The following is a 24,062-nucleotide window of genomic DNA, read 5'->3' as shown; positions in this document are numbered from 1 at the left end:
CGTTAGTCGTCAGCCATAAAAAAAGCGCCCTCGGGCGCTTTTTTATTTTATACAATGGCATTGGCGATGTTGGTCAATACAACTGTCAGGCCGCGTTTTCGCTGTCATTGATCGGTTTTACCACGAACAGTAAATCGCCCTGGTTAACCTGCTGACCATCGCTGTTCATTATGCGTGTTACCTTGAACTTCTGCCCGGCAGGGTAGAGTTCGGTACCGGCACGGTTGAACTGCTTCAGGCTCAGCGGTGTGAACATCTTCATGGCTTCCATCAGACAAAGCGTATGATCGACACCGATGATGTCACCTTCTTTGACAAAGGCCGGCTCGCTTGGCGAAGAAGAACCATAGAAAATACTGGTCGACGGTGACAGTACTTTCAGTTCATCAGAGCCTTCGATCTTGAGGGCGGCTGCATCGACAGCGTTGGCACTCATATCGGCCGCATCCTCAATGTCTTTGATCAGTGCATCGACATCGATACGATCAAGGAATTGAGGCAGGTAAGTGGTGTCGTAAACGCCATCCTGGAAGACTTTATCGTCCAATACGCGCTTCAGCAGCGGAATATTGGTGCATACGCCGGTGATGCGGACGCGCTCCAGATATTCACGCATTTTGGCGATGGTATCGTTGCGGTCTTTACCGTAACAAATAATCTGCACCACCATGCTGTCGTAGAACGGTGATACCTGTTTGCCCGGCGCGGCCATGGCGATCAGCTCGACATAGTCTTCCTGTGGTAATACGCAATCGCGGATCAGGCCTGGCGTTGGTACGAATTCAACATCGTCGCCTTTACGCACGGCTTTTTCGGCGTTAACACGCACTTCAATGGCGTAACCTTTGGCCACCGGCTTGAGGTCGGCAATGCTGTCGCCTTCGGCAATGCGGAACTGGGTGCTGACGATATCAATGCCGGAGACCAGTTCAGTGACCGGATGCTCTACCTGCAGACGGGTGTTCATTTCCATGAAATAAATGGTATTGGCGTGCAGGTCGAAAATAAATTCGACGGTACCCGCACCCACGTATTTCACCGCATCAGACAGCTTGGCAGCAAAATCATAGGCCGCCTGTTCGAGATCACGCGGCAGCATGGTTGAACCGGATTCTTCGAAAATCTTCTGGTTATTACGCTGCACTGAACAGTCACGCAGACCGAGAATCTTGGTGTTGCCATGGCTGTCACGCAGTACCTGCACTTCAATATGACGCAGGGAGGTAACGTATTTTTCCAGATACACGTCGCCGTTACCAAAAGCGGCTTTGGCTTCGGTCGAAATCTGGTGGAACAGAGCATGGATTTTATCCGGCGAATGTACTACCTGAATGCCTTTACCACCGCCACCGTGTACCGCTTTCAGCAGCACCGGATAGCCGATTTCATCGGCCACCGCAGCGGCATTGGCTGAACTGGTCAGAATGCCGTGGGAGCCCGGAACAACCGGTACGTTCACACGCATCGCGGTATTAATTGCGTTGGACTTGTTACCCATGGTTTCCATTGAGGAAACCGGCGGTCCGACAAAGTTAATGTCGTGGTTGCCGCACAGCGCAGCAAACTGGCTGCTTTCCGACAGGAAGCCAATGCCCGGGTGCAATGCATCCACGTTTTCGTGGTGGGCGATACGCAGTACCGATTTGGCGTTCAGGTAGCTTTCGTCCGGCGTGTTACCGCCGATACAGACCACGCGGTCTTCAGGCCCAAGCATATCAACAGGTACCGATTCCATATCCGGGTCGGAAGCAATCAGGATGACCTTGATATCGTTTTCCTGGGCTTTGCGGATCAGTTTTACCGCAGTACAGCCACGGGCGTGGATCAGTACCTTGTTGATCTTGCCGTATTTTTTCAGTTTGCTGGCATTAGCGCCGGTATCCGGAGCCATGCGCTCGGCGGTGACATAGCCCTGCAGCACGCGGTCGAGTACGTCATCAACGCTGAAGCGGGCGACCGGCATATCCGGATCAATGGCGCGCAGGCGATCATCCAGGTTATCGAAGAACGGGTGGCTGACCAGGCCGTCCATCGACTTCGGCGATACCGACAGATAGTTTGACAGGGTACAGGTGCTTGGCAGATAGCTTGGCACCACAATCTGGCCGGCAAATGGCATGTTGGTGCCGGAGAAGTAATAGGTTTGCGCCAGCGGGTGAGTCACAAAACTCGCCTGCGCGCCACCGGTACAATCACCAAAACCAAAAATGACGATCGGCAGATCGTTATCACGCACAAAACGGGTGATACGGTCGTTGACCACCGCCATCGAGAACAGCGCCGCTGCGCCTTCTTTGGTCTGCATACCACCGGAGGATACAAAGCACACAATCGGTAAATGCTGTCGCGCACATTCCACCATCAGTTTGCAGAATTTCTCAGCGGAGGCCATATCAAAGGCACCGGCCTGAAAGTCGAGGTTAGAAACCAGTGCACCAACCTGTTGCTCGCGCTCACCGATTTTGATGGTACCAATACCGGTCACCACGCCGCAGGGTTTGATGTCTTTTTTCAGTGCGCTTTCGATCGAACTGCGGAAGCCGGGGAAGGCAACCGGGTCGGCTGACATCAGGCTGGCGTTGAGTTCTTCAAAATCATTAAAGAAACGTTCAATAATGGCTTGCGCGGATGTTTTCTTCTGACGTTTGGTGTCATCCAGAACCTGCTGAATCAGCAGGTCGTGGTAGGCCATGGTCAGGCGGTTCCAGAAGTCTTTACGACGACCGATGGATACCGGATTGATGCGGCCGTTATAGGTCTTACCATCCTGCTCGGCTTCGTGATACTCCGGCAGCAGCTTCTCGAAAATAAAGGTAATTACCACAAACAGGGTGTCAGACAGGCGTGGGAAGGCCAGTTTTTTCCATTCTTCAACGGATTTGAGGAAATCTCCGCGCTGATTGCTCTTGATAAAGTAGCTCAGCCAATGGTTAAAAGATTCGCGTTCCTGCGCGGTATAGCTGTCGCCTTCGGTGGCTTCTGCCAGTGATTTATCGAGCAGGGTTTTAACCGAGTCGCGGGATAGCGAACGGTCTTCGTTGGCTTCTTTCGCCACGCCCACCAGATTATGAATAAAGTTGTCGTACAGCTGACCAAATACCAGCATGTTCTGACACACCTGGCTGAACTCGTAGCGCAGCTCATCGTGCAAAATGGCATCCAGAATGGTGATGTCCGGGTGCGCCGGGTTCTGAATGTTTTCCTGACGGAACTGAATATAAGGGGCCAGCGCCTCTTCAATAATGCGGCGGTTGGCTTCCACCTTGATGCTGGCGATGCTGTTGGCTAACGCTTCGGTACGGGTGGAAAGCTTCAGATCGGCGCGGATATTATCCGGGATCAGCTCATCTTTCAGAATGCTGTTCAGCGCGGTTGCCAGCGATTGCTTAAGCGCACCTTTGGCTTTTTCTTTGGCCAGTCCCTGGGTCAGTTCCTGACGGGTTTCGTGCGGCAATTGCTCGCGGATATAAGCGGCCAGCGGATGCGGGTTTTTTTCTATAAATTCAGCTACGGCAACGGCATCGAGGATGTCATTGGCGCGCAGCAGAAAACGGCTTTGCTTGTAGTCTTCAAGGTAATCCATCAGTCCTTGGAAATTGACCGAAGCATCGGATTTCCAGCGGTTAAACAGATACAGGCCAAGGTTGAAGCACAGTTCCTGCTTGGCCTTTAAATAGTTGTTTTTCGGCTCGCCGAAGAACAGACGGGCGATAGTACTGCGGCTACCGTCACGGTCTTCGTATTTGCTCCAGAAATTTTTCCAGCTTTTGTGCAGGTTATCGTCGTAGACGATTTTTTCCGGGGCTTGCAGCCAGTTCTGGAATTTACGCTTGGATTCGCGCTGTAAACGGGACTGCAGCTGGCCTTCCGGTACTTCTTTTTCCGCCAGACGGCCGTAGTTTTCCAGGGTTGTGGAGTGAATACGGCGGCGCAGAGTGAGGTAGCGGGTGTAGCGATAGGTCAGACCGAACAGGTTAATGTGCTCGGTTGGCGTCTGCGCGAGGAAAAAGTTGGAACCTTTTTGCAGCTTTTCCAGCTTCTCGGATGGTCGCAGAAAACGTTCAACGCTGCGCTGGTAGTGGTCCATCAGATATTTGCTGTGACGGGCAAATTCAGCGGCACTGGTTTCGATCGATTCAATACCGGTGGTAATGGCCTGATGCAGATTAAAACGTTTTTCATCGGCATCGGTCGGGGCGTAATCAATAATGCCATCAATGATGCCGGCTTCACGCAGTTCAAAACCGGAAACACCAACGTATTTTGCACATTCCTGCCATGAAAGGTTGTACTTGCGGGCAATGCTTGCCAGACCCTGCGGCTGAATGGTGTTGAAAATACCATCACGCACACTGAGCAGAATATTGGTGGTGGCCAGCGGGATCGCACCGCCGGAGTAACCGGCACCCCAGATAATACCCAGCGTCGGCACATCGTTATTGGCCATTTCGGTAATCAGGTGGGAGATGCTGTGTGCCTGGTTGCCAGCGTTGGCGGCTTCGCCGGCGTCAGCTCCCGGTGTATCAATAAAGGTAACAATCGGCATGGCGCGGCTGGCAAATGCACGGGCCTGCTGCGCCGCACGGTTGTGGTGCTGCGGCTGCCAGGCACCATTGGCGTGCTCACGGTTCTGACAGATAAAACCGATACGGCGGACATGACCACCGAAATCCATATCGGCTTCGGCGCAGTAGAGTGGGCCATCTTCTACTTCAGTGATAACCCGCAGAACCAGATGCTGAACGACCGCTTTGGCACCCATGCGGCTGTTGCTTTCGCTGGGCGCGACGATCTGTTCAATATAATTGTCAATATTAAGGCCGCGCAGGCGCTCAAGTTCGGCCTCGCAGCGTTCCGGAGAGATCAGTCCTTTAACGCTCTGATCGACAGCATTGTCTTCGTATTCCGGGAACAGGGAAAAGTCGGCAGACAGCTGTTCGGCTTTCTGGAACAGCTGGTCGATGTGTTTGGATAGGGTGTTGTCTGTTGAAACCTGTTGCTCTGTCATCGTTACTACATTCCATAATGTGCCGATATTCAATCGGGCCGGCCTGAATCGGATGTCGCGGAACCTGCCCATCATGCCTCTGTATACAATCCGCCACAGCCAGAAAACTGACCGTGTGCGGATTAACAGGGGGCATTAGTAAAACCTAAAAAGTCTTTCTTGAATATCACTAATAACCAGTAAAAGCGACTCAGTACCCGTTTTTTCAGAGGGACTGAAAAATCAGTGTCGCGTTGGTCCCACCGAAGCCAAAGCTGTTCGACATCACGGTTTTAAGCGCAGCGTCGCGGTTCTCGGTCACGATGGGGAAGCCAGCTGCACCTTCGTCTTTTTCAGTGATGTTGGCGCTGCCGGTAATAAAACCGTGTTTCAGCATCAGCAGGCTGTAAATAGCCTCCTGCACCCCGGCGGCACCCAGAGAGTGACCGGTCAGAGATTTGGTTGAGCTGATTGGCGGTACGTTGTCGCCGAAAGCCATGCCTACGGCGCGCAGTTCAGTAATGTCACCCGCTGGCGTACTGGTGCCGTGGGTGTTCAGGTAATCGATGGTTGGGTTGCCAGCCATAGCCAGTGCATCCTGCATGCAGCGCACAGCGCCTTCGCCGGACGGAGCAACCATATCCGCGCCATCGGAGGTGGCGGCATAACCGATTAATTCAGCATAAATCGTCGCGCCACGGGCAACGGCGTGTTCGTATTCTTCCAGTACCAGCATGCCGCCGCCGCCAGCGATAACGAAACCGTCGCGGGTTGCATCGTAAGGACGGGATGCGGTTTCAGCAGCGTCATTGTATTTGCTCGACAGGGCGCCCATGGCGTCGAACTGCATGGTCAGTGACCAGTGTTCTTCTTCACCACCACCGGCAAAAACGATGTCTTGCTTGCCCCACTGGATCAGTTCCATGGCGTGACCAATGCAATGCGCGCTGGTTGCGCAGGCAGACGTCATGGAATAATTCACGCCCTTAATGGAAAACGGCGTCGCCAGATTGGCGGAAACGGTGCTGCCCATGGTGCGGGTTACGCGGTATGGACCGACCTTACGGATGCCTTTTTCACGCAGGATGTCGACGGATTCGACGATGTCGCTGGATGATGCACCGCCGGAACCGGCCACCAGACCGCTGCGCGGATTGCTCACCATGTCGGCGGTCAGACCAGAATCTTCAATGGCTTCACGCATGGATAAATAAGAATACGCAGCAGAGTCGCCCATAAAGCGTTTCAGCTTACGGTCGATCACTTCGTCCAGATCAATGTGCGGTTTGCCGGCGACATGGCTGCGAAAGCCCAGCTCGGCGTATTCCGGCATATAGCTGATACCAGAGCGCTGTGCCCGCAGGGATGCCAATACCTCATCTTTGTTATTACCCAGACAACCTACGATTCCTAAACCTGTAACCACAACTCGACGCATAACTGATACTCTGATTCTTATTTACGAAATGAAAACCTGTACAGCCTATGACAGAAATATTGAGGTAATATTTCAATCCTTTGGCGGCCACCACTATATAGCAGTCGTCAAAAAGGCATAAAGAAAAATATTGTTAACCAATAGTCGATAATCGAAAGAAAAAGGGTTGTATTAGTGATGGCTGATCAAGATATCCGCTGGCGCCAGGCGCAAGAGTTAATGCGGGAGAATGCGCTGGATGTGGCCACAATGGCTGCCTGCTTAGGGCAGGATGAAGACCGTATGCTGGCGATGCTGGGTGAAAAACCGACGCGGAAAATCACGGATGCCGTAGCGGCACAGATGGAGCAGACCTTTTCCAAGCCTAAAGGATGGCTCGATCAGTCTGATGATGGCGGCATTACGTTCGATTTATTTGGCGCCTGAGCATTAAAAGCAGGGGATCTGTGCGCAAATCCCCTGCGCTATCAGCTCTCGGGTCTGGTCAGTTCCTGTCTAAGCAGACGTAAGAAAGGAATCCAGAATCGCGCCAATGCCGTTGCTACGGCGCCTATACTGGCGACAATAGCCAGTGGATCGGTAAATGGATAGCCATCTTCATGGATCGCCAGATAGCCCGCAGCCAGCGTCAGCAGCAGTGCACTGAATAGTTTCCAGCCATGCGCCTGCAGCCAGTGAACGCGGTTGACCAACCAGACACTGGCACACGCAAACAACAGGCCGAAAGCGCCGCCTACCAGAATATCCAGCGGCCAGTGTGCGCCAACCATCGCCCGGCTCAGTGCGGCGGACAGTCCCAGTAATACAGTCAGCAGGCCACTGCTCAGACGTTTGCTGTTCAGCCATAACAGGCCTGCACAGCCTAAGGCGGTAAATGAATGGCCGGAAGGGAAACTGTGTCCTTTCAGTACCGCGCCAATAATCGTGAAACTGTCATGGCTGAGCACAGCGGCCGGACGGGCAACGTCCAGCGTATTCTTAAAAAAGTGCACAAACGCGGCTCCCAGCAGCAGCAGTACCAGCGACTGCGTCAGCAGCAGTGGTCGGTAACAGGCAGCAATCAGCAGTACGGCAACGGCAAACAGGGTGTCGGCGACCAGTGTCAGGTTGGCCCACAGCCAGTCAGGCAGAAGATGGCCAGCGTGATTCAGCTGCAGAAACAATGCCTGATTGGCATTGCTCAGCCACAGCAGCAGGGCGCTGCTGAGCATCAGTGCTGCCAGGGCTAATAGTGGGGTTGGGCCCAGAGTGTGTCGCGGGGTCATGGTTTTTCTTTTGCTTCTGCCGTTTCTGGCGTGTTTGTTGTTTCTGTCGACTCAGGGGGCGTGGCTATGCGGCGCACAATCTGAATCGGCCCGGATTGGAACAGCACGTCATAATATTCACTGTCACTGGCCAGGCGGTCTTCGCGACCGAAGCCGACTTCACCAATGGCCAGCGGCCGGCGGTGAGTGACCTTATTCAGGTACACATTGAAGCTCGGCATATCGATGGATTGCGTATAAATCGGTTCATTCAGTGTTTTGGCAAATTGCGCTGCTTCCCATACCGGACGCTGCTGCGCTTCGCTGAAGGCAGGAACAAACACAAACCAGACGAATACTGTCTGTACGGCCCCCACCAGGGCCAGTCGCTTCCATAAAGGGAAGCGCCGCCACAGAATCAGGGTGATGCTGACAATGCCAGCCAATGCCGCAAGGGTGGCGAAATCCTGATTGATGTAATGTCCGGCGCGTTGCGCAACCGCAATCTCAATCGGATTGGACAGGCGCTGCTCAGCCAGCGGAATCAATAGCGGAAACGCCACCATAACGCCGAACAGTAAGGCCGGGAACAGCAGGGCGAACCAACGGTTCTGCAGCCATTCACGGTAACGCGCCATCAGGATAACCAGCGGCGTACAGCCATACAGAATGTAATGTGGCAGTTTGGTGCTGGCCAGACTGAACAGAATCAGTACCACCAGAAACCAGATCCACAGGAAAGCATCCAGTGGGTCTTTGCCCGGCATAATGTTGCGCACTGACGGCACAATACGCAGCAGCAGGGCGCCGAAAGGCGCCAGCACAAAGGGCAGTACTAACGGATAAAACAGGAAGCCGCCGTCGTGGCCTTCCATTGCGTTGTTGAAGCGGTTGACGTTGTGCTTGAGGAAAAAGCCATCAATAAACGCCTGTCCCTGGGCCTGATACTCAAGGACATACCAGGGGGCGGCAATGGCGACGAACAGAATCCAGCCAGGAATAAAAAACACAGCGCGCAGAAATTCAGCCCGCAGCCCCTGACTCAGATAAAACAGAGCAGCAACCATCAGCGGAATGGCCACGGCTACCGGTCCCTTGGTCAGTACGCCCAGCGCCATCAGCGCGTAGATCGCAACCAGCAGGCCATTGTTGGCCTGACGGCTGTAGGCGTACATCAGCAGCAATGTGGTGGCCAGCAGGGCGTTGAGTAAGGCATCGGCGGTCGCAACGTGGGCGATCATATTGATGCCCAGACTGGCGGCGGCCATCAGTGCGGCGGCAATGGCGGTTTTTTCATCCAGATAGCGACGGACAAAGGCAAAAGTGGCCAGTGACCAGCCCAGCCCGGCCAGTGCCGAAGGCAGACGGAAAGCCCAGACTTCGGTGCCGAACACCGAGATGGACGCCGCTTGCAGCCAGTAAATCAGGATCGGTTTATCAAAACGCACCCGGTCGTTAAGCCAGGTGGTAATAAAATCGCCGCGCTCGAACATGCCGCGGGTCGCCTCGCTGAAGGCGCCCTCGTCATGATCAAACAGCAGATACCCATTGAGGTTGGCAAAGAAAAACGCCACCAGAACCAGCAGCAGCCATAACGGAATCTGCAGGCCTGGCAGGCGATAGTGCAACTTAGCTGACATGCTTGTCGTCACCACCTGAGGGATTGGCCTCTGTGGATGTTGTGCTATCGGTTGCGCTATCGGATTCAGCATCTGCGCGGTCGGCTGCATTTTGTTCCTGATTCCAGCCCGGTTCGCCTTTGTCGGCATCGGCTGCAGGATGGTAGATCACATACTGCTGGCGCTGGGAGGATTCAAAGTACGTGCGCGAAATCAGCTCAGACAATACGCCGGTGGTGAGGAATTGCAGCGCGGCAATGACACAGACCACAGCAATTAAAAACAGCGGACGGTTGCCGATGTCTTCGCCCAGAATAAATTTCACAAACGCCAGGTAGGTCATCATCAGGCCACCGATGGAGCCCAGCGCCAGACCAATAGAACCGAAGAAGTGGCCGGGACGAGCGCGGTAGCGCATGAAGAAGTAGACCGATAGCAGATCAAGAATGACGCGGAAGGTACGCGAAATTCCGTATTTTGACTCACCGGCCACCCGTGCATTGTGAGTGACCACAATTTCGCCAATGCGGCTTGGCGGAACAACCGCCGCAACCCAGGCTGGGATAAAGCGGTGCATTTCGCCATACAGGCGAACCTGCTTAATGACCGAGGCTTTGTAGATTTTCAGTGAGCAGCCGTAGTCATTGATGCGTACGCCGGTGATTTTACCGATCAGGCGGTTGGCAATGCGCGATGGGATTTTGCGCAGCACCAGATCATCTTTACGGTTTTTACGCCAGCCGGTGAGCAGATCGAGGTCTTTTTCCAGCAGGTGATCGACCATGCGCGGAATATCGGCCGGATCGTTCTGTAAATCGCCGTCGAGGGTGGCAATCAGGTAGCCACGGGCTTCGTCGATACCTGCCTGCATGGCCGCGGTCTGGCCGAAGTTACGGCGCAGCTCAACCACGCGCACGTGGGTGCCGTATTTTTCAGATTCCTTTTTCAGCGCCTGAGGTGTGCCATCGGTACTGCCGTCATCGACGACCAGCAGTTCCCAGTCGCCGTTATAGCTGGCGAGACCTTCATGCACACGGGCCACCATGGGCTCAACGTTTTCGATCTCGTTGTACATCGGAATCACTACAGACAGTGAAGGCTTTTGGTTTGCCGCTGATGTATTTGCCTCAGTCAAGGTCGTTTACCACTCTGTAAAAAGGAATTGCGGGCGTTAAAACCGGGGTTGATAACGCAGAAACCCGGAAGCGTCATAACGCGCGATATAAAAAGAACCGCGATCATACCCAAAAGGGGGTGACAGGAAAATAACGAGCACGGTTCGCCGTAAAAACTCAGTGTGCCACCTTACAGTGTTATTACTGCTGAAGGTTACTGCGGCAGAGGTGTTATCCGTTGCCGGGGGGAGTTGCTGGTGTTTTCAGGCCCTGGGTCAGCAGGGTGATCAGTGCCGTCAGTAACAGCGTGCTGCCCAGCACAAACAAATGCAGGTTCACCGCCGCCGCCAGCGCTTCGGCATGATCCACGCCCCAGGGCAGCAAGCCAGCCAGTACACCCGCTTCGTAGGTACCAGCACCGGCCACGCCGTGAATCGGCAATACGCTGCTCAGTTCGCCAGTGGTCGCGCCCATCCAGCTCTGGCTGTAGGGCAGGCCGAGGAACTGTTCCAAAAGCCAGGCGTACACTGCCAGTTTCAGTGCCCAGTTAATCAGCGTCCAGAACAGGGCGCGGACAAAACTCCAGGATGACTTAGGCAGAGCGTGCATCAGCTCGGCGCCACGTTGAGCCAGCGTGCTGGGGTGGTTGAGTAAAAAGCGGTTGAGGGCATTCTGTAACGGCAGCACCAGCAGCGGAGCGGCGAAGAGTGCAATGGCCAGCAGCAGTTTTATGCTGTTACCGGCCTCCAGTAACTGATGCAGCGATAACGCCGCCAGCACCAGTAGGGCGTACAGATCCAGCAGACGCAGCCACAATAAAGCTGGTCCGCTGTGCCGGTAAGGCACATCAAAATGCTGTTTCATTAACAACGGGAACGCGGTTTCGCCACTGCGCATGGGCAGCATGTTATTGAAGAAATTGTGCAGCACGGTAATCCGCGTCAGGCGGATAAATTGCCCCCGGCATTGCTGCCAGAAAAAATCGTAGAAGCGTAGCGCGCGCAATAAATAACTCAGCAGCATCAGCAGCAGGGCGATGGCCACCTGCTGTGGCTCGATGCTTTGCCAGCTCTGAAGTACCGCGCTCCAACCGTAACTGCGTTCAACTAGCCAGACCAGCGCCAGCAATAAGGTCAGTCCCAGCCAGAATTTCCACGATTTGAACACAGTACACCTTCGCGCTTGGTAAAGGGCGGCATGGTTGCCGTCGCCCGGTGTATTGTCAAGCAAGGAGGGCGGGGTTTTGCTGTGCGGTCGTTTGAATCACCGCTGGCTTGGTATAAAGTGCGCTCCCGAAAAAGAATAAGCCCGCTGGCTGAGCCAGGCCGACGTTTTCTGTGGATGGAGAATTGCTGTGAAAGTCCTGCTGATTAAAACCTCATCGCTGGGGGATGTGTTTCATACCCTGCCGGCGCTGGAAGATGCCTGGCGGGCGATTCCCGGACTGGAAGTCGATTGGGTGGTGGAAGAGGCCTTTGCTGCGATTCCAACCTGGCATCCGGCGGTGAAAAAAGTCATTCCGGTGGCCTGGCGGCGCTGGCGCAAAAACCTGCGTGATAAAGCCAATCGAGCCGAGATGAAAGCCTTCTGGCGCGATCTGCGTGCAACCCAATACGACGTGGTGCTGGATGCTCAGGGCTTAATTAAAAGTGCAGTACTTACCCGCATGGCCCGTGGTCCGCGCTTTGGTCTGGATAAGCACAGTTGCCGTGAGCCGCTTGCGGCTATGGCCTATCAGCATCCGCAGGCGGTGGCCAAAGGTCAGCACGCCATTCCACGGGTGCGCCAACTCTTTGCTCAGATACTGGGTTATGAGGTGCCGGATGGGCTGAGTTACGGTGTCGACCGTACACGCTGGCAGCGGCCTGCGGTTGAAGGAGATTACTGGTTGTTTCTGCATGGCACCACCTGGATCACCAAACTCTGGCCCGAGGCTTACTGGCGTGAGCTGGCTGCGATGGTGGCGGCCTGCGGCCGTAAAGTGGTTTTGCCCTGGGGCAATGATGAAGAGCAGCAACGCGCCGAACGTATTGCTGACGGCCTGGACGGTGTTGAGGTACTGCCAAAAATGGGCCTCAATGCGCTGAATGCTTATCTGGCCCATGCACAGGCCGTGGTTGGCGTGGATACCGGTTTATCTCATGTGGTTGCTGCGCTGGAAGTACCTTCCGTGGCGATTTATGGCGCCACTGATTCAACCCTGACCGGCGTGTTGGGCCCGCAGGTTGAAGTGATGCGCAGCGGTTACAGTGATTGTGCTCCCTGCCTGTCGAAAACCTGCCTGAAAAATGAGTCCGGCGATATTCAGCCGCCTTGTTATCGTGAGATCAGCCCACAACGGGTGTTCGATCATCTGCTGGGGCGGGTACAGGCCAGTTAACAGAACCGGCCAATAAAAATGGGCGCCATGGCGCCCATTTTTGTTGGCGTTTTATTTGGATTACAGGTTCTGGCCTGCGTGAAACAAATGTTTAACGTCCTGTTCCAGAATGGCGGCAGTAACGCTTTCTGCAGCTTTGGGTTGGCCGACGGTTAAACCCACCCGCGACCAGAAGCGGCGTGGTGTTTTGGTGAGTGCCAGGCCATCTTTGTGGCTAAAAAAACTGCCCCACAAACCATCCAGAGCCATTGGAATAACCGGCACCGGCGTTTCGGCAATAATTCGTTCGATGCCGGCGCGGAAGGTTTCGATATTGCCACTTTGGGTTAATTTTCCTTCCGGAAAAATACATACCACCTGGCCATCGGCTAATTCTTCTTTAATGCGGCGGAAAGCGGTTTCGTACACCTCTGTGTTGGCTTTGGGTGAACAGATCGGGATGGTTTTGGCTAAGCGGAAAAACCATTTTAAACCCGGCATTTCAGAAATACTGCGATCCATGACAAAGCGGATCGGGCGCGGGCAGGCACCGGCAATCAGTAAGGCATCAACATAGCTGACGTGGTTGCAGACCAATACGACCGGGCCTTCTTCGGGAATATTCTGAATGCCTTTATGGCTGACGCGGTACATGGTGTGCGACAGCATCCAGATAACAAAACGCAGGGTAAATTCCGGTACCTGCGAATAGACGTAGCCGACGACGACAATATTCATGATGGCAATCACGCAGAAATATTCGGCGATGGATAACTTCATAACCACCAGACTGATGATGCCGAAAGCGGCACTGCCAACCATAAAGAGTGCGTTCATCACGTTGTTGGCCGCAATGGTCTGGGCACGCATTTTTTCGTCACTGCGCTGCTGAATTAACGCCTGCAGCGGCACAACATATAAACCACCAAATAAACTGATCAGTGCGATATCAGCCATCATGCGCCAGTGATCGGCATTTTGGACGAACGCCAGAGCGCTGAGGTCGGAACTGATATTCAGGCTGCTGATGGCAAAATAGAGGTCAACACCAAAGATGCTCATGCCCAGTGATCCAATCGGTACAATGCCTAGCTCGACTTTATGACCGGATAGTTTTTCACACAGCAGTGAGCCTGCAGCAACGCCGACGGAAAACAGGGTGAGCAGTAAGGTAACAATTTGTGGGTTACCACCTAAGTGGTCGCGGGCCAGGTTCGGAAACTGGGTTAAATAACTGGCGCCTAAAAACCAGAACCAGCTGATGGCCATGATGGATAAATACACGGCGCGTTGCTGGCGGGCATTACGTAAGGTGTTGACCAGTTCGGTAAACGGATTCCAGTTAATCGTCAGTTGTGGATCACCGGCTTCAGCGGTTGGAATAAAGCGACTGCTGAAATAACCCAGCACGGCAAAAAAGATAACACCCGCAGCAATCCAGTATTTGGCGGCGGTTAAATCAAACAATAAACCGGCGGTAATGGTGCCGCCCAGAATGGCAAGAAAAGTACCCATTTCCACCAGGGCGTTGCCGCCGACCAGTTCGTCTTTATGCAGTTGTTGTGGCAGCAGTGCGAATTTGACCGGTCCAAACAATGCCGATTGCAACCCCATTAAAAATAACAGGGTCATCATCAGGGTCATGTTGTTGGTTATCACACCGACAGCGGCGATCAGCATGATGGCCACTTCGAGTAATTTCACGCTGCGGATTAAACGCGATTTTTCCATTTTATCGGCGATCTGGCCGGCGATGGGTGAAAACAGAAAAAATGGCAGGATAAACAACCCGGCGGCGAGATTGGTGTACAGCGCGGAATCTTCTTCGGCAATGATGCCGCTGAACGCGATCAGCAGTAACAACGCATTTTTATATAAATTGTCGTTAAAAGCCCCGAGTGCCTGGGTCACGAAGTAGGGCAGAAAACGGCGCTTGCCCAATAGGGCGAACTGACTGTGTTGGCTCATGGCTGGCTTCCTTCTGTGGCCTGTTGGTTATGCATAACGGTTTCCTTTTCATCCTTAATCCAGGCGGGCAGATAATGGCTCAGCAGTGAATGAATCATGCTGCGGCCGCTGATGTTGCCCGGGGTAAATAATTTATCGTCCAGTGCCAGTACGCAGATGCCGTGTACGCTTGCCCAGATCGTTCGCGCGGTTTGCGCACAGTCGCTCGCGTTCGCGCGGGGTTTGAGTATGGCGAGTTGCTGTTGCAGCAGAGTGAATACATTGTCGATGCGTTGTTGCTGCCAGTCGGGCAGGTGATCTTGCTCCGGCAGCTGATGCTCAAACAGCAGTCGCCATTGATGCGGGTACTGACTGGCAAAATTGAGATAGCTCAGCGCGCAGGCTTCCAGTGTCTGCTGTGGAGAATCTGCGTGGTCGATGGCGGCGAGTAATTCGCGGTATATCTGATCCAGTGTGCGGGCATTGGCGGCCAGTAACAGCAGGCTGTAGCTGCCGAACTGATTGATCAGTGTTCCGGGAGAATAGCCAACCTCGCGGGCAATCTGGCGCAGGCTGAGGCTGCTGGCCGGTTGCTGTTGCAACAGCTTGAGCACCGTTTCCATGGTCAGTTGTTGCAGTTGTGCGGGGGTATGATCCTGGCGTCGCGCCATAAGATTGACCTGTATTATTTTGAACGGCGTTCAATATAAGGCTGTTCTGAACGCTGTTCAATAGTTTTTTACGCCAGGAGCGGGCAAGGTGGCCGGGGTTTATTTACCCCGGTATTCGCCCGGAGTCATACCGGTCCAGGCTTTAAAGCGGCGGTGAAATGAGCGGGCCTCACTGAAGCCCAAACGCGCGGCGATATCATTGACCGGGATGTTGGTGGTGCGCAGCCAGTTGGTCGCGACTTCGCGGCGCAGGTCATCCAGCAGTTGTTGGTAGCCGGTGCCGGCTTCCTGCAGGCGACGTTGCAGGGTGCGTTCGGTCATGCCCAGCTCGGTAGCGACTTTATCGCGTCGTGGCAGATCTTCTTCCATCAGGTTGCGCAGCAGGGAGCGGGTTTGCATCACGATCGGATGCTTTTCCTGCAATTCGGCCATTACGCTGGCTGCCTGTTGTTCGAGGGTTGCCAGCAGAGTCGGGTCTGGCTGACGCAGTGGGGTGTCGAGAACCGGCTCCGGAAAAATCAGTGCACTGCGGTCGCTGCCAAATTCCAGTGGTGCCTGAAAAATGTCTTCATAAACAGCCAGCAGAGCGGGTGCCGGCTTGTTGCGTTCGAACAGTACGCATTCGGGTTTGCCGTCCTGCATATCGGCCAGCCAGCGGGCGAACACCAGCCAGCTGCCAAGCACATTATCAATCATGTGTGGGCGCACAATGGGGTCGTCGTACTGACACACCCAGCGCATGGCCAGATGCGGGCCGTATTTTTCGATTTTGGTGACCCCCATGTCGCCGACAATCGCCTCGTATTCCGGGGTGATGTGCAGGGCTTCGCGTGCGGTGCGGCAATTCATCGCCATGTAGCCGACCAGGCTGTAGGAGCCGGGCTGGACGTAGCGGGAGCTTTTTAAGCCAAACAGCGGATCGCGGGTTTGTTCAATCAGCCAGCGTATCAGGCTCTGGAAGGCACGGCCGTGGGTGCGGCTGATGCTGTTGTCCATAATGCCATGGGGCATATTAACGGCGTCGAGTGCCTGCACCGGTTCTATACCGTAGTCCTGCGCTGCGCGCAGATACTGGCGGATGGCGGCAGATGAAGCGGTACCTAATAAATCTTGAGAGTTCATCCGATGTGCATCATGTTGTTGTTATAACCGCGTGGAGTCTGGCGTGGGGTTTGTCGTTGCGCTGGCTGAATATACTACGTCTCTGTCTCAAACTGTCAGTGCCAGCGCTCAGCCTTCGCTGTATCTTAGCGTTCTCTGCGAATTGGGTCTAACGGACATTGAGGAATACAACATGGGTCGTCGCTGGAATGGTTGGGGTGATGAGAGTTATATCAAAGAGGTGCCGGCACACGGCGAGCGCCTGATTCATTCCGTCATCGGAGAAACCCACGCTCTGACCGATGCCACGCTGGAGTCGGTGATGGCGCAGGTTCCTGCCTCCCGCTTGCCGGCCCATCCTCTGGTGGTTACTGCGGCAGAAGACCGTGTACGCCATGCCCGTGGACAAAGTTTTCCGGATTGGCTGGCCATGCGCAGTGGGGACTTCGGGGTTTTTCCTGACGGGGTTGCCTATCCGGAAACCAGCTCTCAGGTACGTGAGCTGCTGGATTATGCCGTTGAACACGACGTGGAGGTTATTCCCTATGGTGGCGGTACTTCCGTTGCTGGGCATATTACGCCGCTGGCCAGTCAACGTGCGATTCTGACCATTGATCTGGGGCGTATGAACCAGTTGATGGAATTAAATGAAGAAAGCCAGATTGCTACTTTTGGTGCCGGTACACCGGGGCCGTTGGTTGAAAGCCAGTTGCGCGCCCGCGGTTACACGCTGGGGCATTTTCCGCAATCCTGGGAGCTTTCGACCATTGGTGGTTGGGTGGCTTCCCGCTCCAGTGGCCAGCAGTCGCTGCGTTATGGCCGTATCGAGCAGATGTTTGCCGGTGGTCGTATGGAAACCCTGCTGGGGACGATGGATATTCCGACCATTCCGGCTTCTTCCGCTGGCCCGGATATGCGCGAAATCACCATGGGGATGGAAGGTCGCATGGGGATTTTCACCGAGGTGAAAGTGCGTGTTACCCGCATGGCCGAAGAAGAGCGCTTTTTTGTGGTCTTTATGCCCAACTGGCAGGCGGCCAAAACCGCCGTGCGTGAGCTGGTGCAGAATAAAGTACCGATGTCGATGATGCGGGTCAGCAATGCCAAAGAAGCCAAAACGCACCTTCACCTGGGCACCCAGGAAAAACAGTTTAAATTACTTGATCGCTTCCTGCGCCTGATGGGGATGGGTGACGAGCGCTGCATGCTGACTTACGGTGTGACCGGCACTAAGTATCAGAATAAAACGTCGCTGAAACAGATTCGTAAAGTACTGAAGTCGCATGGCGGGGTGGGTGGTCCGCTGGCCAATATTATGGGCAGCATCTGGTCCCATGGGCGTTTTAAATTTCCATACCTGCGTGAGACGACCTGGACCCGCGGCATTGCCGTGGATACGCTGGAAACCTCGACTGACTGGGATAATATCGATCAGTTAATGGCCGATGTTGAGAGCGCGCTGGAAACCGCACTGCGCAGCGATGGTGAAGAAGTGATGGTGTTTACCCACCTTTCGCACATGTACACTCAGGGTTCCAGCATCTACACCACGTATTTTTTCCGTTGTGCCGACAGCTATGAAGAAACTCTGGAACGCTGGCGCAAGCTGAAAAATAAAGCGTCTTCGGTTATTGCCCGTGGCCGCGCCACGATTTCACACCAGCACGGCGTTGGTAAAGATCACGCGCCGTATCTGCCGGCCGAAAAAGGCGCACTGGGTATGCGGGTTCTGAATACTTTGGTGCAGGATTTTGACCCGCAACAGCGTATGAATCCAGGGACGTTGCTGGAAAAAAGCAACGCCGGGAATACGGCAGAACATGCCGCAAAAAAGGCACAACAGGAGGCGGCTGAATCCGTCGTCGGATAACAGTCCCCCTGAATGAATAACTACATTCTCACTCATTCTTAAATACACGCCGGACAGGATAAAAGAGCAGTATGTCGCACACAGCATGGGCACCAGGACAGCGCGAACATCAGCTGGAACAGTTAACCAGTGCCGCGCAGCACTGGGATGTAATCGTTGCTGGTGGTGGTATTACCGGCGCGGGAATTGCCCGTGAGGCTGCACGCCGCGGTCTGAAAGTGCTGCTGCTGGAACGGCAGGATTTTGCCTGGGGTACGTCCAGCCGGTCATCCAAAATGGTGCATGGCGGTTTGCGTTATATCGCCGCAGGTGATGTAAAAACCACCATGCATTCGGTGCAGGAACGTGAACGTTTAATGACTGAGGCGCCGGGTCTGGTCGATCAGATGGGCTACCTGATGGCGCATTATAAAGGCGGTTTCCCCGGGCCTTTTGTATTTAATACGCTGCTGCGCATCTACGATTTCTTTGCTGGTAAGCGTTATCGCCATTATTTCAAACGTGACGACTTTGGTTTTTTAAGCCCGTTGCTGAATGAAAATGCATTAATTGGCGGCACGCAGTTTGCCGATGCCGTAACCGATGATGCCCGTCTGGTTGTTCGCGTGCTGCGTGAAGCACAGAAAGACGGTGCCGTTGTACTGAATTATGTCGGCGTTAAGCAATTGCTGAAAGACGGTGAGCAGGTTGTGGGTGCCCGTGTGGAAGATGTTCTCAGCGGTGAAGGCTATGACGTCAAAGCGGACGTGGTGATTAATGCGACCGGTGCCTGGGCAGATGAATTACGTGGTCAGATGACAGACGAAAAAAAGATTCGTCCGGCACGTGGCAGTCATATTGTTGTGCCTGCCTGGCGCTTACCGGTTGCGCAATCTTTTACGGCCATGCACCCGGACGATAAACGCCCTATTTTTATTTTTCCGTGGGAAGGGCGGACCGTTATCGGTACCACCGATCTGGACAATAATGGCATCGATAACAGTGAAGCCAGTATGACCCGGGCGGAGTTGGACTATCTGTTAAAAGTTGCGCTTTATCAGTTTCCGAAAGCTGATCTTACTGAAAAAGATATTATTTCCAGTTGGGCCGGCGTACGTCCGCTGGTATCGTCCGGAGCGTTAAATCCATCGAAAGAAAAGCGTGATCACAGCGTTTGGGATGATAAAGGTCTGGTCAGTGTCAGTGGCGGGAAGTTAACCACTTTCCGTTTAATTGCTCTGGATGCACTCGAAGCGGCACGTAAATACATTAAACGTTTTCCGGCCGGAGAGTTTGGCGCGCAGATTTTTACGCCGTCTGTTTCGTCGCATAAAAAATACCTCGCATTGCCCGGTTATGTACAAAAGCGCCTGAGTGGTCATTTTGGTATGGACCTTGATGCACTGCTCGATCTGGCCAAAGACGGCGAACTGGACGTTATTCCCGGCAGTCGCACCTTGTGGGCGGAATTACGCTGGTCGGCGGCGAATGAGTCGGTAATACATCTGGATGATTTACTGCTGCGCCGCACCCGTCTCGGCTTATTGCTGGAACAGGGCGGACTTGGATTTATTGAAAAAATCCGTGCAGTCTGTGCTGAGGAATTGGGTTGGAATGATGCACAGTTTCAGCAGGAACTTGAGCGTTATCAGGCCATCTGGAATAAGTATTACAGCATCCCCAAATAATATAAACGCCATAACAGATCCCCGAATGTGGGCGCTCTGTCGTGGCGTTTTATCACAACGATAAAAAGAATCAGGCAGCTCAGCAGTATGGCAAATGCGGAATATTTACTGGCAATTGATAACGGCACTCAAAGTGTGCGCGTGCTGGTGTTTGATCAGCAGGGTAACGAAGTTGCCAAGAGTAAAGTAACCATTGAACCATATTTTTCCCATCATCCGGGCTGGGCAGAACAGGACGCTGGTTATTACTGGGAAAACCTTCAGGAAGCCTTTAAGCGTTTATGGGCGCAGGGTAAGGTCACGCCGGATCAGATTTGTGGTGTGTCGCTGACAACGCAGCGCTACACCATGATCAATCTTGATGAAAATTTTCAGCCGCTGCGTCCGGCGATTGTCTGGATGGATCAGCGTCAGGCTGCGGTAGAAACTCCCGTCGGCGGCATTTGGGGCGTGCTGATTAAAACCCTGGGTCTGAGTCATTTAATCCGCGAGATGCGTGCAAAAGCACGGGATAACTGGATTGTTCAGCACGAACCGGATGTATGGGCAAAAACCCGCTATTACGTGAATTTATCAGCCTGGCTGACGTATTGTCTGAGTGGCGAATTAAAAGATTCGACTGGTTCCATCGTTGGTTATTTGCCATACGACTACAAACGTCAGCAATGGGCAAAGCCTTCTGATCTGAAATGGAAACTGCTGTCTGCTACCCGCGAGATGATGCCGGAGCTGGTTTCTCCGGGTGAGCCGTTAGGGGTTATTTGCGCAACGGCTGCGGCGTTAACCGGTTTGCCGGCCGGATTGCCGATGATTGCCGCAGCCTCGGATAAAGCCTGCGAAGTGATGGGTGCTGGTGGTCTGGATGCACACATCGGATGTCTGAGCTACGGTACGACGGCAACCATCAACACCACAACTGCCAAATACATCGAAACAATTCCGTTTATTCCACCTTATACCGCTGCGATTCCCGGACACTACAACACCGAGATGATGATTTATCGCGGCTTCTGGATGGTGAGCTGGTTTAAAGAAGAGTTAGCGCATAACGAGCAGCGCCTGGCGTTTGAACGCGGTATTGAGCCGGAGCAATTATTTGATGAGCTGGTCAATCAGGTACCGGCAGGGTCAATGGGATTGATGATGCAACCTTATTGGTCGCCTGGGGTACGTCAGCCGGGGCCGGAAGGAAAGGGCGCGTTGATCGGTTTTGGTGATGTGCATAAACGGGCGCATATTTACCGTGCGATTCTCGAAGGCCTGGCGTATGAATTGCGCCAGGGTAAAGAACAGATTGAAAAGCGCAGTGGTGTGCCTATTACGCGTTTGCGCGTATCGGGCGGTGGTTCTCAGAGTGATGCGGCCATGCAGTTAACTGCGGATATTTTTGGCATGGCTGCAGAGCGCCCGCACACCAGTGAAACTTCTGGCTTGGGCGCTGCCATTAATTGTGCCGTCGGTTTAGGGATTTATCCCGATTACCGCAGTGCCATTATGCAAATGACACGGGTTGGTCAGGTGTTTGAGCCGGAATTGAATACGGTGCGGCTGTATGACCGTCTCTATAAAGAGGTTTACCGCAAAATGTATAAGCGCATGAAACCTCTGTATCAGAGCATTCGTGAAATAACCGGTTATCCGCAGTAAAGTCAGCCAGCGTTCTGCAGCAGGGCATTGGCTGTTTGCAGGGCGTTCAGGTAGTGCCATTCAAGCTGTGCCGGACTGACGCCCAGGCCTTGCAGTACATTCCAGTCAATTGCTTGCCATTGGCCTTTTTCCATCCGCACCGTTGTTGCCAGAATAAAACCGTAGTCACCCTGATGATTCGTCAGGGCGACGGTCAGTTCGACCGGCAGGCGCAGGCGCTCGCAGATTTCTTCCAGCGGACGGTCGAGAAATGCATCCAGTAAAGAGAATAGGCCGAGGGTGAATGCGGTTTCGTCATCCAGATTGGGCCAGGAAAACACCAGCGCTTTACACAGAAATGCACGCACAACGGCCTGCTCGCGTAATACGGCGGGTTTTTCCTGCAGGCGGCCGAGGGCAATCAGGTTGGCCCAGGCCCGCAGGCGATCAAGGCCAACAATGACAATTGCCCGGGAAATTGAGGTAATTTCCCGGGCAAAGCCGACGGCCGCAGAATTAACCATCTGCAGCAACTTGTAGCTCAGTTGTGGGTCGGTCTGCAGAATTTTGGCGACCTCCTCAATTTTGCTGTCTTCATTGTTCAGAATCCGGAGTAACTGCAGAACGGCCAGCTGATTGTCGGGCAGGCGCTTACCATAAACATTGGCCGGATGACTGAAAAAATACCCCTGGAACAGCGTACAGCCAGCTTCTTTGCATAGTCGATATTCTTCCTGCGTCTCTACTTTTTCAGCCAACCATTGCAGATTGTGTTGCTGGTATTTATTAATCAGGGCGGGCAGGTTGTTCAGGTCGGGCAGCCGGCGTATATCGACTTTGACGATATCGATAAGAGGAAACAGGGGCGCCTGGCTTTCGTCGCCTTCGTAATCGTCCAGCGCGATTTTGTAGCGCAACTTTTTCAGTCGGCGTAACGCAGCCAGGTTTTCTTCGTTGGCCGGGATGTATTCCAGCAGCTCGGCAACAATACTGTTGGCTGGCATTATTGGCGGATGGTGCAGCCAGTGACTGGTGAAATTAATAAAAGCGGGCAGGCCTCCGGTTACCAGATCGATGCCAATATCGTTGAAGGCGCTGATCAATACTTCGCTGGTTGCGCGGTCACCGTGCTCATTCTGCCAGGCGAGTGTATCTTGTGGCATAGGGCGGCACAGCAACTCATAGCCAACCACCTGCAGGCTGGAGTCCAGAATAGGCTGACGCGCCAGCAGTGGTGGATCTGTTTTATCCATATTATGTCCCTGATTCACACCCTCAAGTGTAGACAGTATTTTCATGCGTTTTTATTGCTCTTAGCTACACTTTGGTAAAGAACGGTTATTGGAGTGTGATATGAGCGGGGTTCTGAGTAGTGTTGATGCCCGTACCAAGCTGGTCGGGCAAAACCGGCTGGAACTGCTGTTGTTTCATCTCGGGGGCTCACAGCACTTTGCGATCAACGTATTTAAGGTGCAGGAAGTCATGCGCATGCCGCGCCTGACCCGTATCCCTGATCGCCACCCTGTGGTGCGCGGGGTGACGCATTTGCGCGGGCAAACGGTGCCTGTCGTGGATCTGCGTCATGCTATCCAGATGGGACCGCTGAAGCTGAATGAAGAAGATGCCACCATCATCGTGACGGAATACAACATGACGGTACAGGCTTTCCTGGTGGGTGGCGTTGACCGTATCGTCAATATGAACTGGAGTGAGATTCTGCCGCCGCCGGGTGGCGCGGGGCGTCAGCATTATCTGACGGCTATTACCCGTATTGATGATCGTATTGTTGAAATCATTGACGTAGAAAAAGTACTGGCGGAAATCGCTCCTTACAACTCGATTTTGTCAGCGGATGCCTACGATACCGAGTTGCTGGAAAAAGTCCGGGGTAAAGACATTCTGATCGTCGATGATTCGCATGTGGCCATTCAGCAGATGCGTCAGGTGCTGGAACCTATGGGGCTGAATATTATCGAGGCTCACAATGGCCTTGAGGCCTATCAGCTGCTGATGCACTGGAAAGAAGAAGGTCGCGATGTAAACAGTAATCTGGTGATGATTATTACCGACGCGGAAATGCCGGAAATGGACGGTTATATGCTGACCACGGAAATCCGTCGTGATTCTGAATTAAAAGAGACTTTCATTATTTTGCATACATCCTTGTCCGGTAATTTTAATAAGGCAATGGTTGAAAAAGTGGGCTGTAATGGCTTCTTATCCAAGTTCGCACCGGAAGCGATGGCCAAAGAAGTACAGCGACTGATGCGGGAAAAAATGAAAATGCCGCCCCGGCCAGAATGATCTCTGACCGATGGATATTCAAAAGCGCCTTCGTGGCGCTTTTTTATTGCCTGTTTGATTCTTGTTAAGGTCCGTTTGGCGCTGTATTGAGTATGTTGTTTGTTGCTGGGGTAT

16 protein-coding genes are annotated in these 24,062 nt (G+C 53.6%); 6 read left to right on the top strand and 10 right to left on the bottom strand.

Annotated features, from left to right (window positions below; translation table 11 throughout):
* Nucleotides 1-85 precede the first annotated feature (85 nt).
* On the bottom strand, nucleotides 86-5,008 hold the full coding sequence (locus tag NYR02_RS12890) for an ATP-binding protein (RefSeq protein ID WP_260976759.1): 4,923 nt from the start codon (nucleotides 5,006-5,008) through the stop codon (nucleotides 86-88).
* Between the two features lie 205 nt (nucleotides 5,009-5,213).
* Nucleotides 5,214-6,425, bottom strand: a complete 1,212-nt coding sequence (gene fabB / locus NYR02_RS12885) for a beta-ketoacyl-ACP synthase I (protein WP_260976758.1) — start codon at nucleotides 6,423-6,425, stop codon at nucleotides 5,214-5,216.
* Nucleotides 6,426-6,599: 174 nt separating this feature from the next.
* Between fabB and NYR02_RS12880 the strand changes: the two genes are divergently transcribed.
* Nucleotides 6,600-6,851: a hypothetical protein gene (locus NYR02_RS12880; protein ID WP_260976757.1), complete on the top strand. Its 252-nt coding sequence runs from the start codon at nucleotides 6,600-6,602 to the stop codon at nucleotides 6,849-6,851.
* Nucleotides 6,852-6,892: 41 nt separating this feature from the next.
* Here NYR02_RS12880 and NYR02_RS12875 read toward each other — a convergent pair whose 3' ends face one another.
* From NYR02_RS12875 to NYR02_RS12860, 4 genes are all read right to left on the bottom strand, one after another.
* On the bottom strand, nucleotides 6,893-7,690 hold the full coding sequence (locus NYR02_RS12875; RefSeq protein ID WP_260976756.1) for a phosphatase PAP2 family protein: 798 nt from the start codon (nucleotides 7,688-7,690) through the stop codon (nucleotides 6,893-6,895).
* Nucleotides 7,687-9,309: an ArnT family glycosyltransferase gene (locus NYR02_RS12870; RefSeq protein WP_260976755.1), complete on the bottom strand. Its 1,623-nt coding sequence runs from the start codon at nucleotides 9,307-9,309 to the stop codon at nucleotides 7,687-7,689. The genes NYR02_RS12875 and NYR02_RS12870 overlap by 4 nt, the downstream gene beginning before the upstream one ends.
* The gene (locus NYR02_RS12865) at nucleotides 9,299-10,423 is read right to left on the bottom strand and encodes a glycosyltransferase family 2 protein (protein ID WP_260976754.1); all 1,125 of its coding nucleotides are present in this window, start codon (nucleotides 10,421-10,423) and stop codon (nucleotides 9,299-9,301) included. Before NYR02_RS12865 ends, NYR02_RS12870 begins: the two co-directional genes overlap by 11 nt.
* A gap of 211 nt (nucleotides 10,424-10,634) precedes the next feature.
* On the bottom strand, nucleotides 10,635-11,570 hold the full coding sequence (locus NYR02_RS12860) for a flippase-like domain-containing protein (protein WP_260976753.1): 936 nt from the start codon (nucleotides 11,568-11,570) through the stop codon (nucleotides 10,635-10,637).
* A 187-nt stretch (nucleotides 11,571-11,757) separates the two neighbouring features.
* Between NYR02_RS12860 and waaC the strand changes: the two genes are divergently transcribed.
* A complete protein-coding gene (gene waaC / locus NYR02_RS12855) occupies nucleotides 11,758-12,783 on the top strand; it encodes a lipopolysaccharide heptosyltransferase I (protein WP_260976752.1) in 1,026 nt (341 codons plus the stop codon).
* A 60-nt stretch (nucleotides 12,784-12,843) separates the two neighbouring features.
* Here the strand turns inward: waaC and NYR02_RS12850 are convergent, their stop codons facing one another.
* The 3 genes from NYR02_RS12850 to NYR02_RS12840 all read right to left on the bottom strand — a co-directional run bounded on the left by NYR02_RS12850 (nucleotide 12,844) and on the right by NYR02_RS12840 (nucleotide 16,502).
* The gene (locus tag NYR02_RS12850) at nucleotides 12,844-14,730 is read right to left on the bottom strand and encodes an MFS transporter (protein WP_260976751.1); all 1,887 of its coding nucleotides are present in this window, start codon (nucleotides 14,728-14,730) and stop codon (nucleotides 12,844-12,846) included.
* A complete protein-coding gene (locus NYR02_RS12845; RefSeq protein WP_260976750.1) occupies nucleotides 14,727-15,380 on the bottom strand; it encodes a TetR/AcrR family transcriptional regulator in 654 nt (217 codons plus the stop codon). Before NYR02_RS12845 ends, NYR02_RS12850 begins: the two co-directional genes overlap by 4 nt.
* 99 nt (nucleotides 15,381-15,479) lie before the next feature.
* The gene (locus NYR02_RS12840) at nucleotides 15,480-16,502 is read right to left on the bottom strand and encodes an AraC family transcriptional regulator (protein ID WP_260976749.1); all 1,023 of its coding nucleotides are present in this window, start codon (nucleotides 16,500-16,502) and stop codon (nucleotides 15,480-15,482) included.
* Nucleotides 16,503-16,674: 172 nt separating this feature from the next.
* Here NYR02_RS12840 and NYR02_RS12835 point away from each other — a divergent pair, with 172 nt between their 5' ends.
* The 3 genes from NYR02_RS12835 (at nucleotide 16,675) to NYR02_RS12825 (ending at nucleotide 21,665) form a co-directional block, all read left to right on the top strand.
* On the top strand, nucleotides 16,675-18,351 hold the full coding sequence (locus NYR02_RS12835) for an FAD-binding oxidoreductase (RefSeq protein WP_260976748.1): 1,677 nt from the start codon (nucleotides 16,675-16,677) through the stop codon (nucleotides 18,349-18,351).
* 71 nt (nucleotides 18,352-18,422) lie between these two features.
* Complete coding sequence (locus tag NYR02_RS12830; RefSeq protein ID WP_260976747.1) at nucleotides 18,423-20,018, top strand: glycerol-3-phosphate dehydrogenase/oxidase; 1,596 nt, start codon at nucleotides 18,423-18,425, stop codon at nucleotides 20,016-20,018.
* 87 nt (nucleotides 20,019-20,105) lie between these two features.
* A complete protein-coding gene (locus NYR02_RS12825) occupies nucleotides 20,106-21,665 on the top strand; it encodes an FGGY-family carbohydrate kinase (protein ID WP_260976746.1) in 1,560 nt (519 codons plus the stop codon).
* A 2-nt stretch (nucleotides 21,666-21,667) separates the two neighbouring features.
* Here the strand turns inward: NYR02_RS12825 and NYR02_RS12820 are convergent, their stop codons facing one another.
* Nucleotides 21,668-22,897 carry an EAL and HDOD domain-containing protein gene (locus NYR02_RS12820; protein WP_260976745.1) on the bottom strand — a complete coding sequence of 410 codons (1,230 nt, stop codon included), beginning with the start codon at nucleotides 22,895-22,897 and terminating at the stop codon, nucleotides 21,668-21,670.
* Nucleotides 22,898-22,997: 100 nt separating this feature from the next.
* On the opposite strand from NYR02_RS12820, the gene NYR02_RS12815 reads away from it, so the two are divergent.
* Nucleotides 22,998-23,948 carry a chemotaxis protein CheV gene (locus NYR02_RS12815; RefSeq protein ID WP_260976744.1) on the top strand — a complete coding sequence of 317 codons (951 nt, stop codon included), beginning with the start codon at nucleotides 22,998-23,000 and terminating at the stop codon, nucleotides 23,946-23,948.
* Nucleotides 23,949-24,062: the final 114 nt, after the last annotated feature.

The organism is Thalassolituus pacificus (assembly GCF_025318105.1).
Classification (GTDB): Bacteria; Pseudomonadota; Gammaproteobacteria; order Pseudomonadales; family Oceanobacteraceae; genus Venatoribacter; species Venatoribacter pacificus.
This window is presented reverse-complemented; position numbering and strand designations above follow the sequence as displayed.

Excerpts from the sequence above, each read along its gene's own strand:
- NYR02_RS12890 (WP_260976759.1), bottom strand. The coding sequence starts at position 5,008 with ATGACAGAGCAACAGGTTTCAACAGACAACACCCTATCCAAACACATC.
- fabB (WP_260976758.1), bottom strand. The coding sequence starts at position 6,425 with ATGCGTCGAGTTGTGGTTACAGGTTTAGGAATCGTAGGTTGTCTGGGT.
- NYR02_RS12875 (WP_260976756.1), bottom strand. The coding sequence starts at position 7,690 with ATGACCCCGCGACACACTCTGGGCCCAACCCCACTATTAGCCCTGGCA.
- NYR02_RS12870 (WP_260976755.1), bottom strand. The coding sequence starts at position 9,309 with ATGTCAGCTAAGTTGCACTATCGCCTGCCAGGCCTGCAGATTCCGTTA.
- NYR02_RS12850 (WP_260976751.1), bottom strand. The coding sequence starts at position 14,730 with ATGAGCCAACACAGTCAGTTCGCCCTATTGGGCAAGCGCCGTTTTCTG.
- NYR02_RS12845 (WP_260976750.1), bottom strand. The coding sequence starts at position 15,380 with ATGGCGCGACGCCAGGATCATACCCCCGCACAACTGCAACAACTGACC.
- NYR02_RS12840 (WP_260976749.1), bottom strand. The coding sequence starts at position 16,502 with ATGAACTCTCAAGATTTATTAGGTACCGCTTCATCTGCCGCCATCCGC.
- NYR02_RS12835 (WP_260976748.1), top strand. The coding sequence starts at position 16,675 with ATGGGTCGTCGCTGGAATGGTTGGGGTGATGAGAGTTATATCAAAGAG.
- NYR02_RS12830 (WP_260976747.1), top strand. The coding sequence starts at position 18,423 with ATGTCGCACACAGCATGGGCACCAGGACAGCGCGAACATCAGCTGGAA.
- NYR02_RS12825 (WP_260976746.1), top strand. The coding sequence starts at position 20,106 with ATGGCAAATGCGGAATATTTACTGGCAATTGATAACGGCACTCAAAGT.
- NYR02_RS12820 (WP_260976745.1), bottom strand. The coding sequence starts at position 22,897 with ATGGATAAAACAGATCCACCACTGCTGGCGCGTCAGCCTATTCTGGAC.
- NYR02_RS12815 (WP_260976744.1), top strand. The coding sequence starts at position 22,998 with ATGAGCGGGGTTCTGAGTAGTGTTGATGCCCGTACCAAGCTGGTCGGG.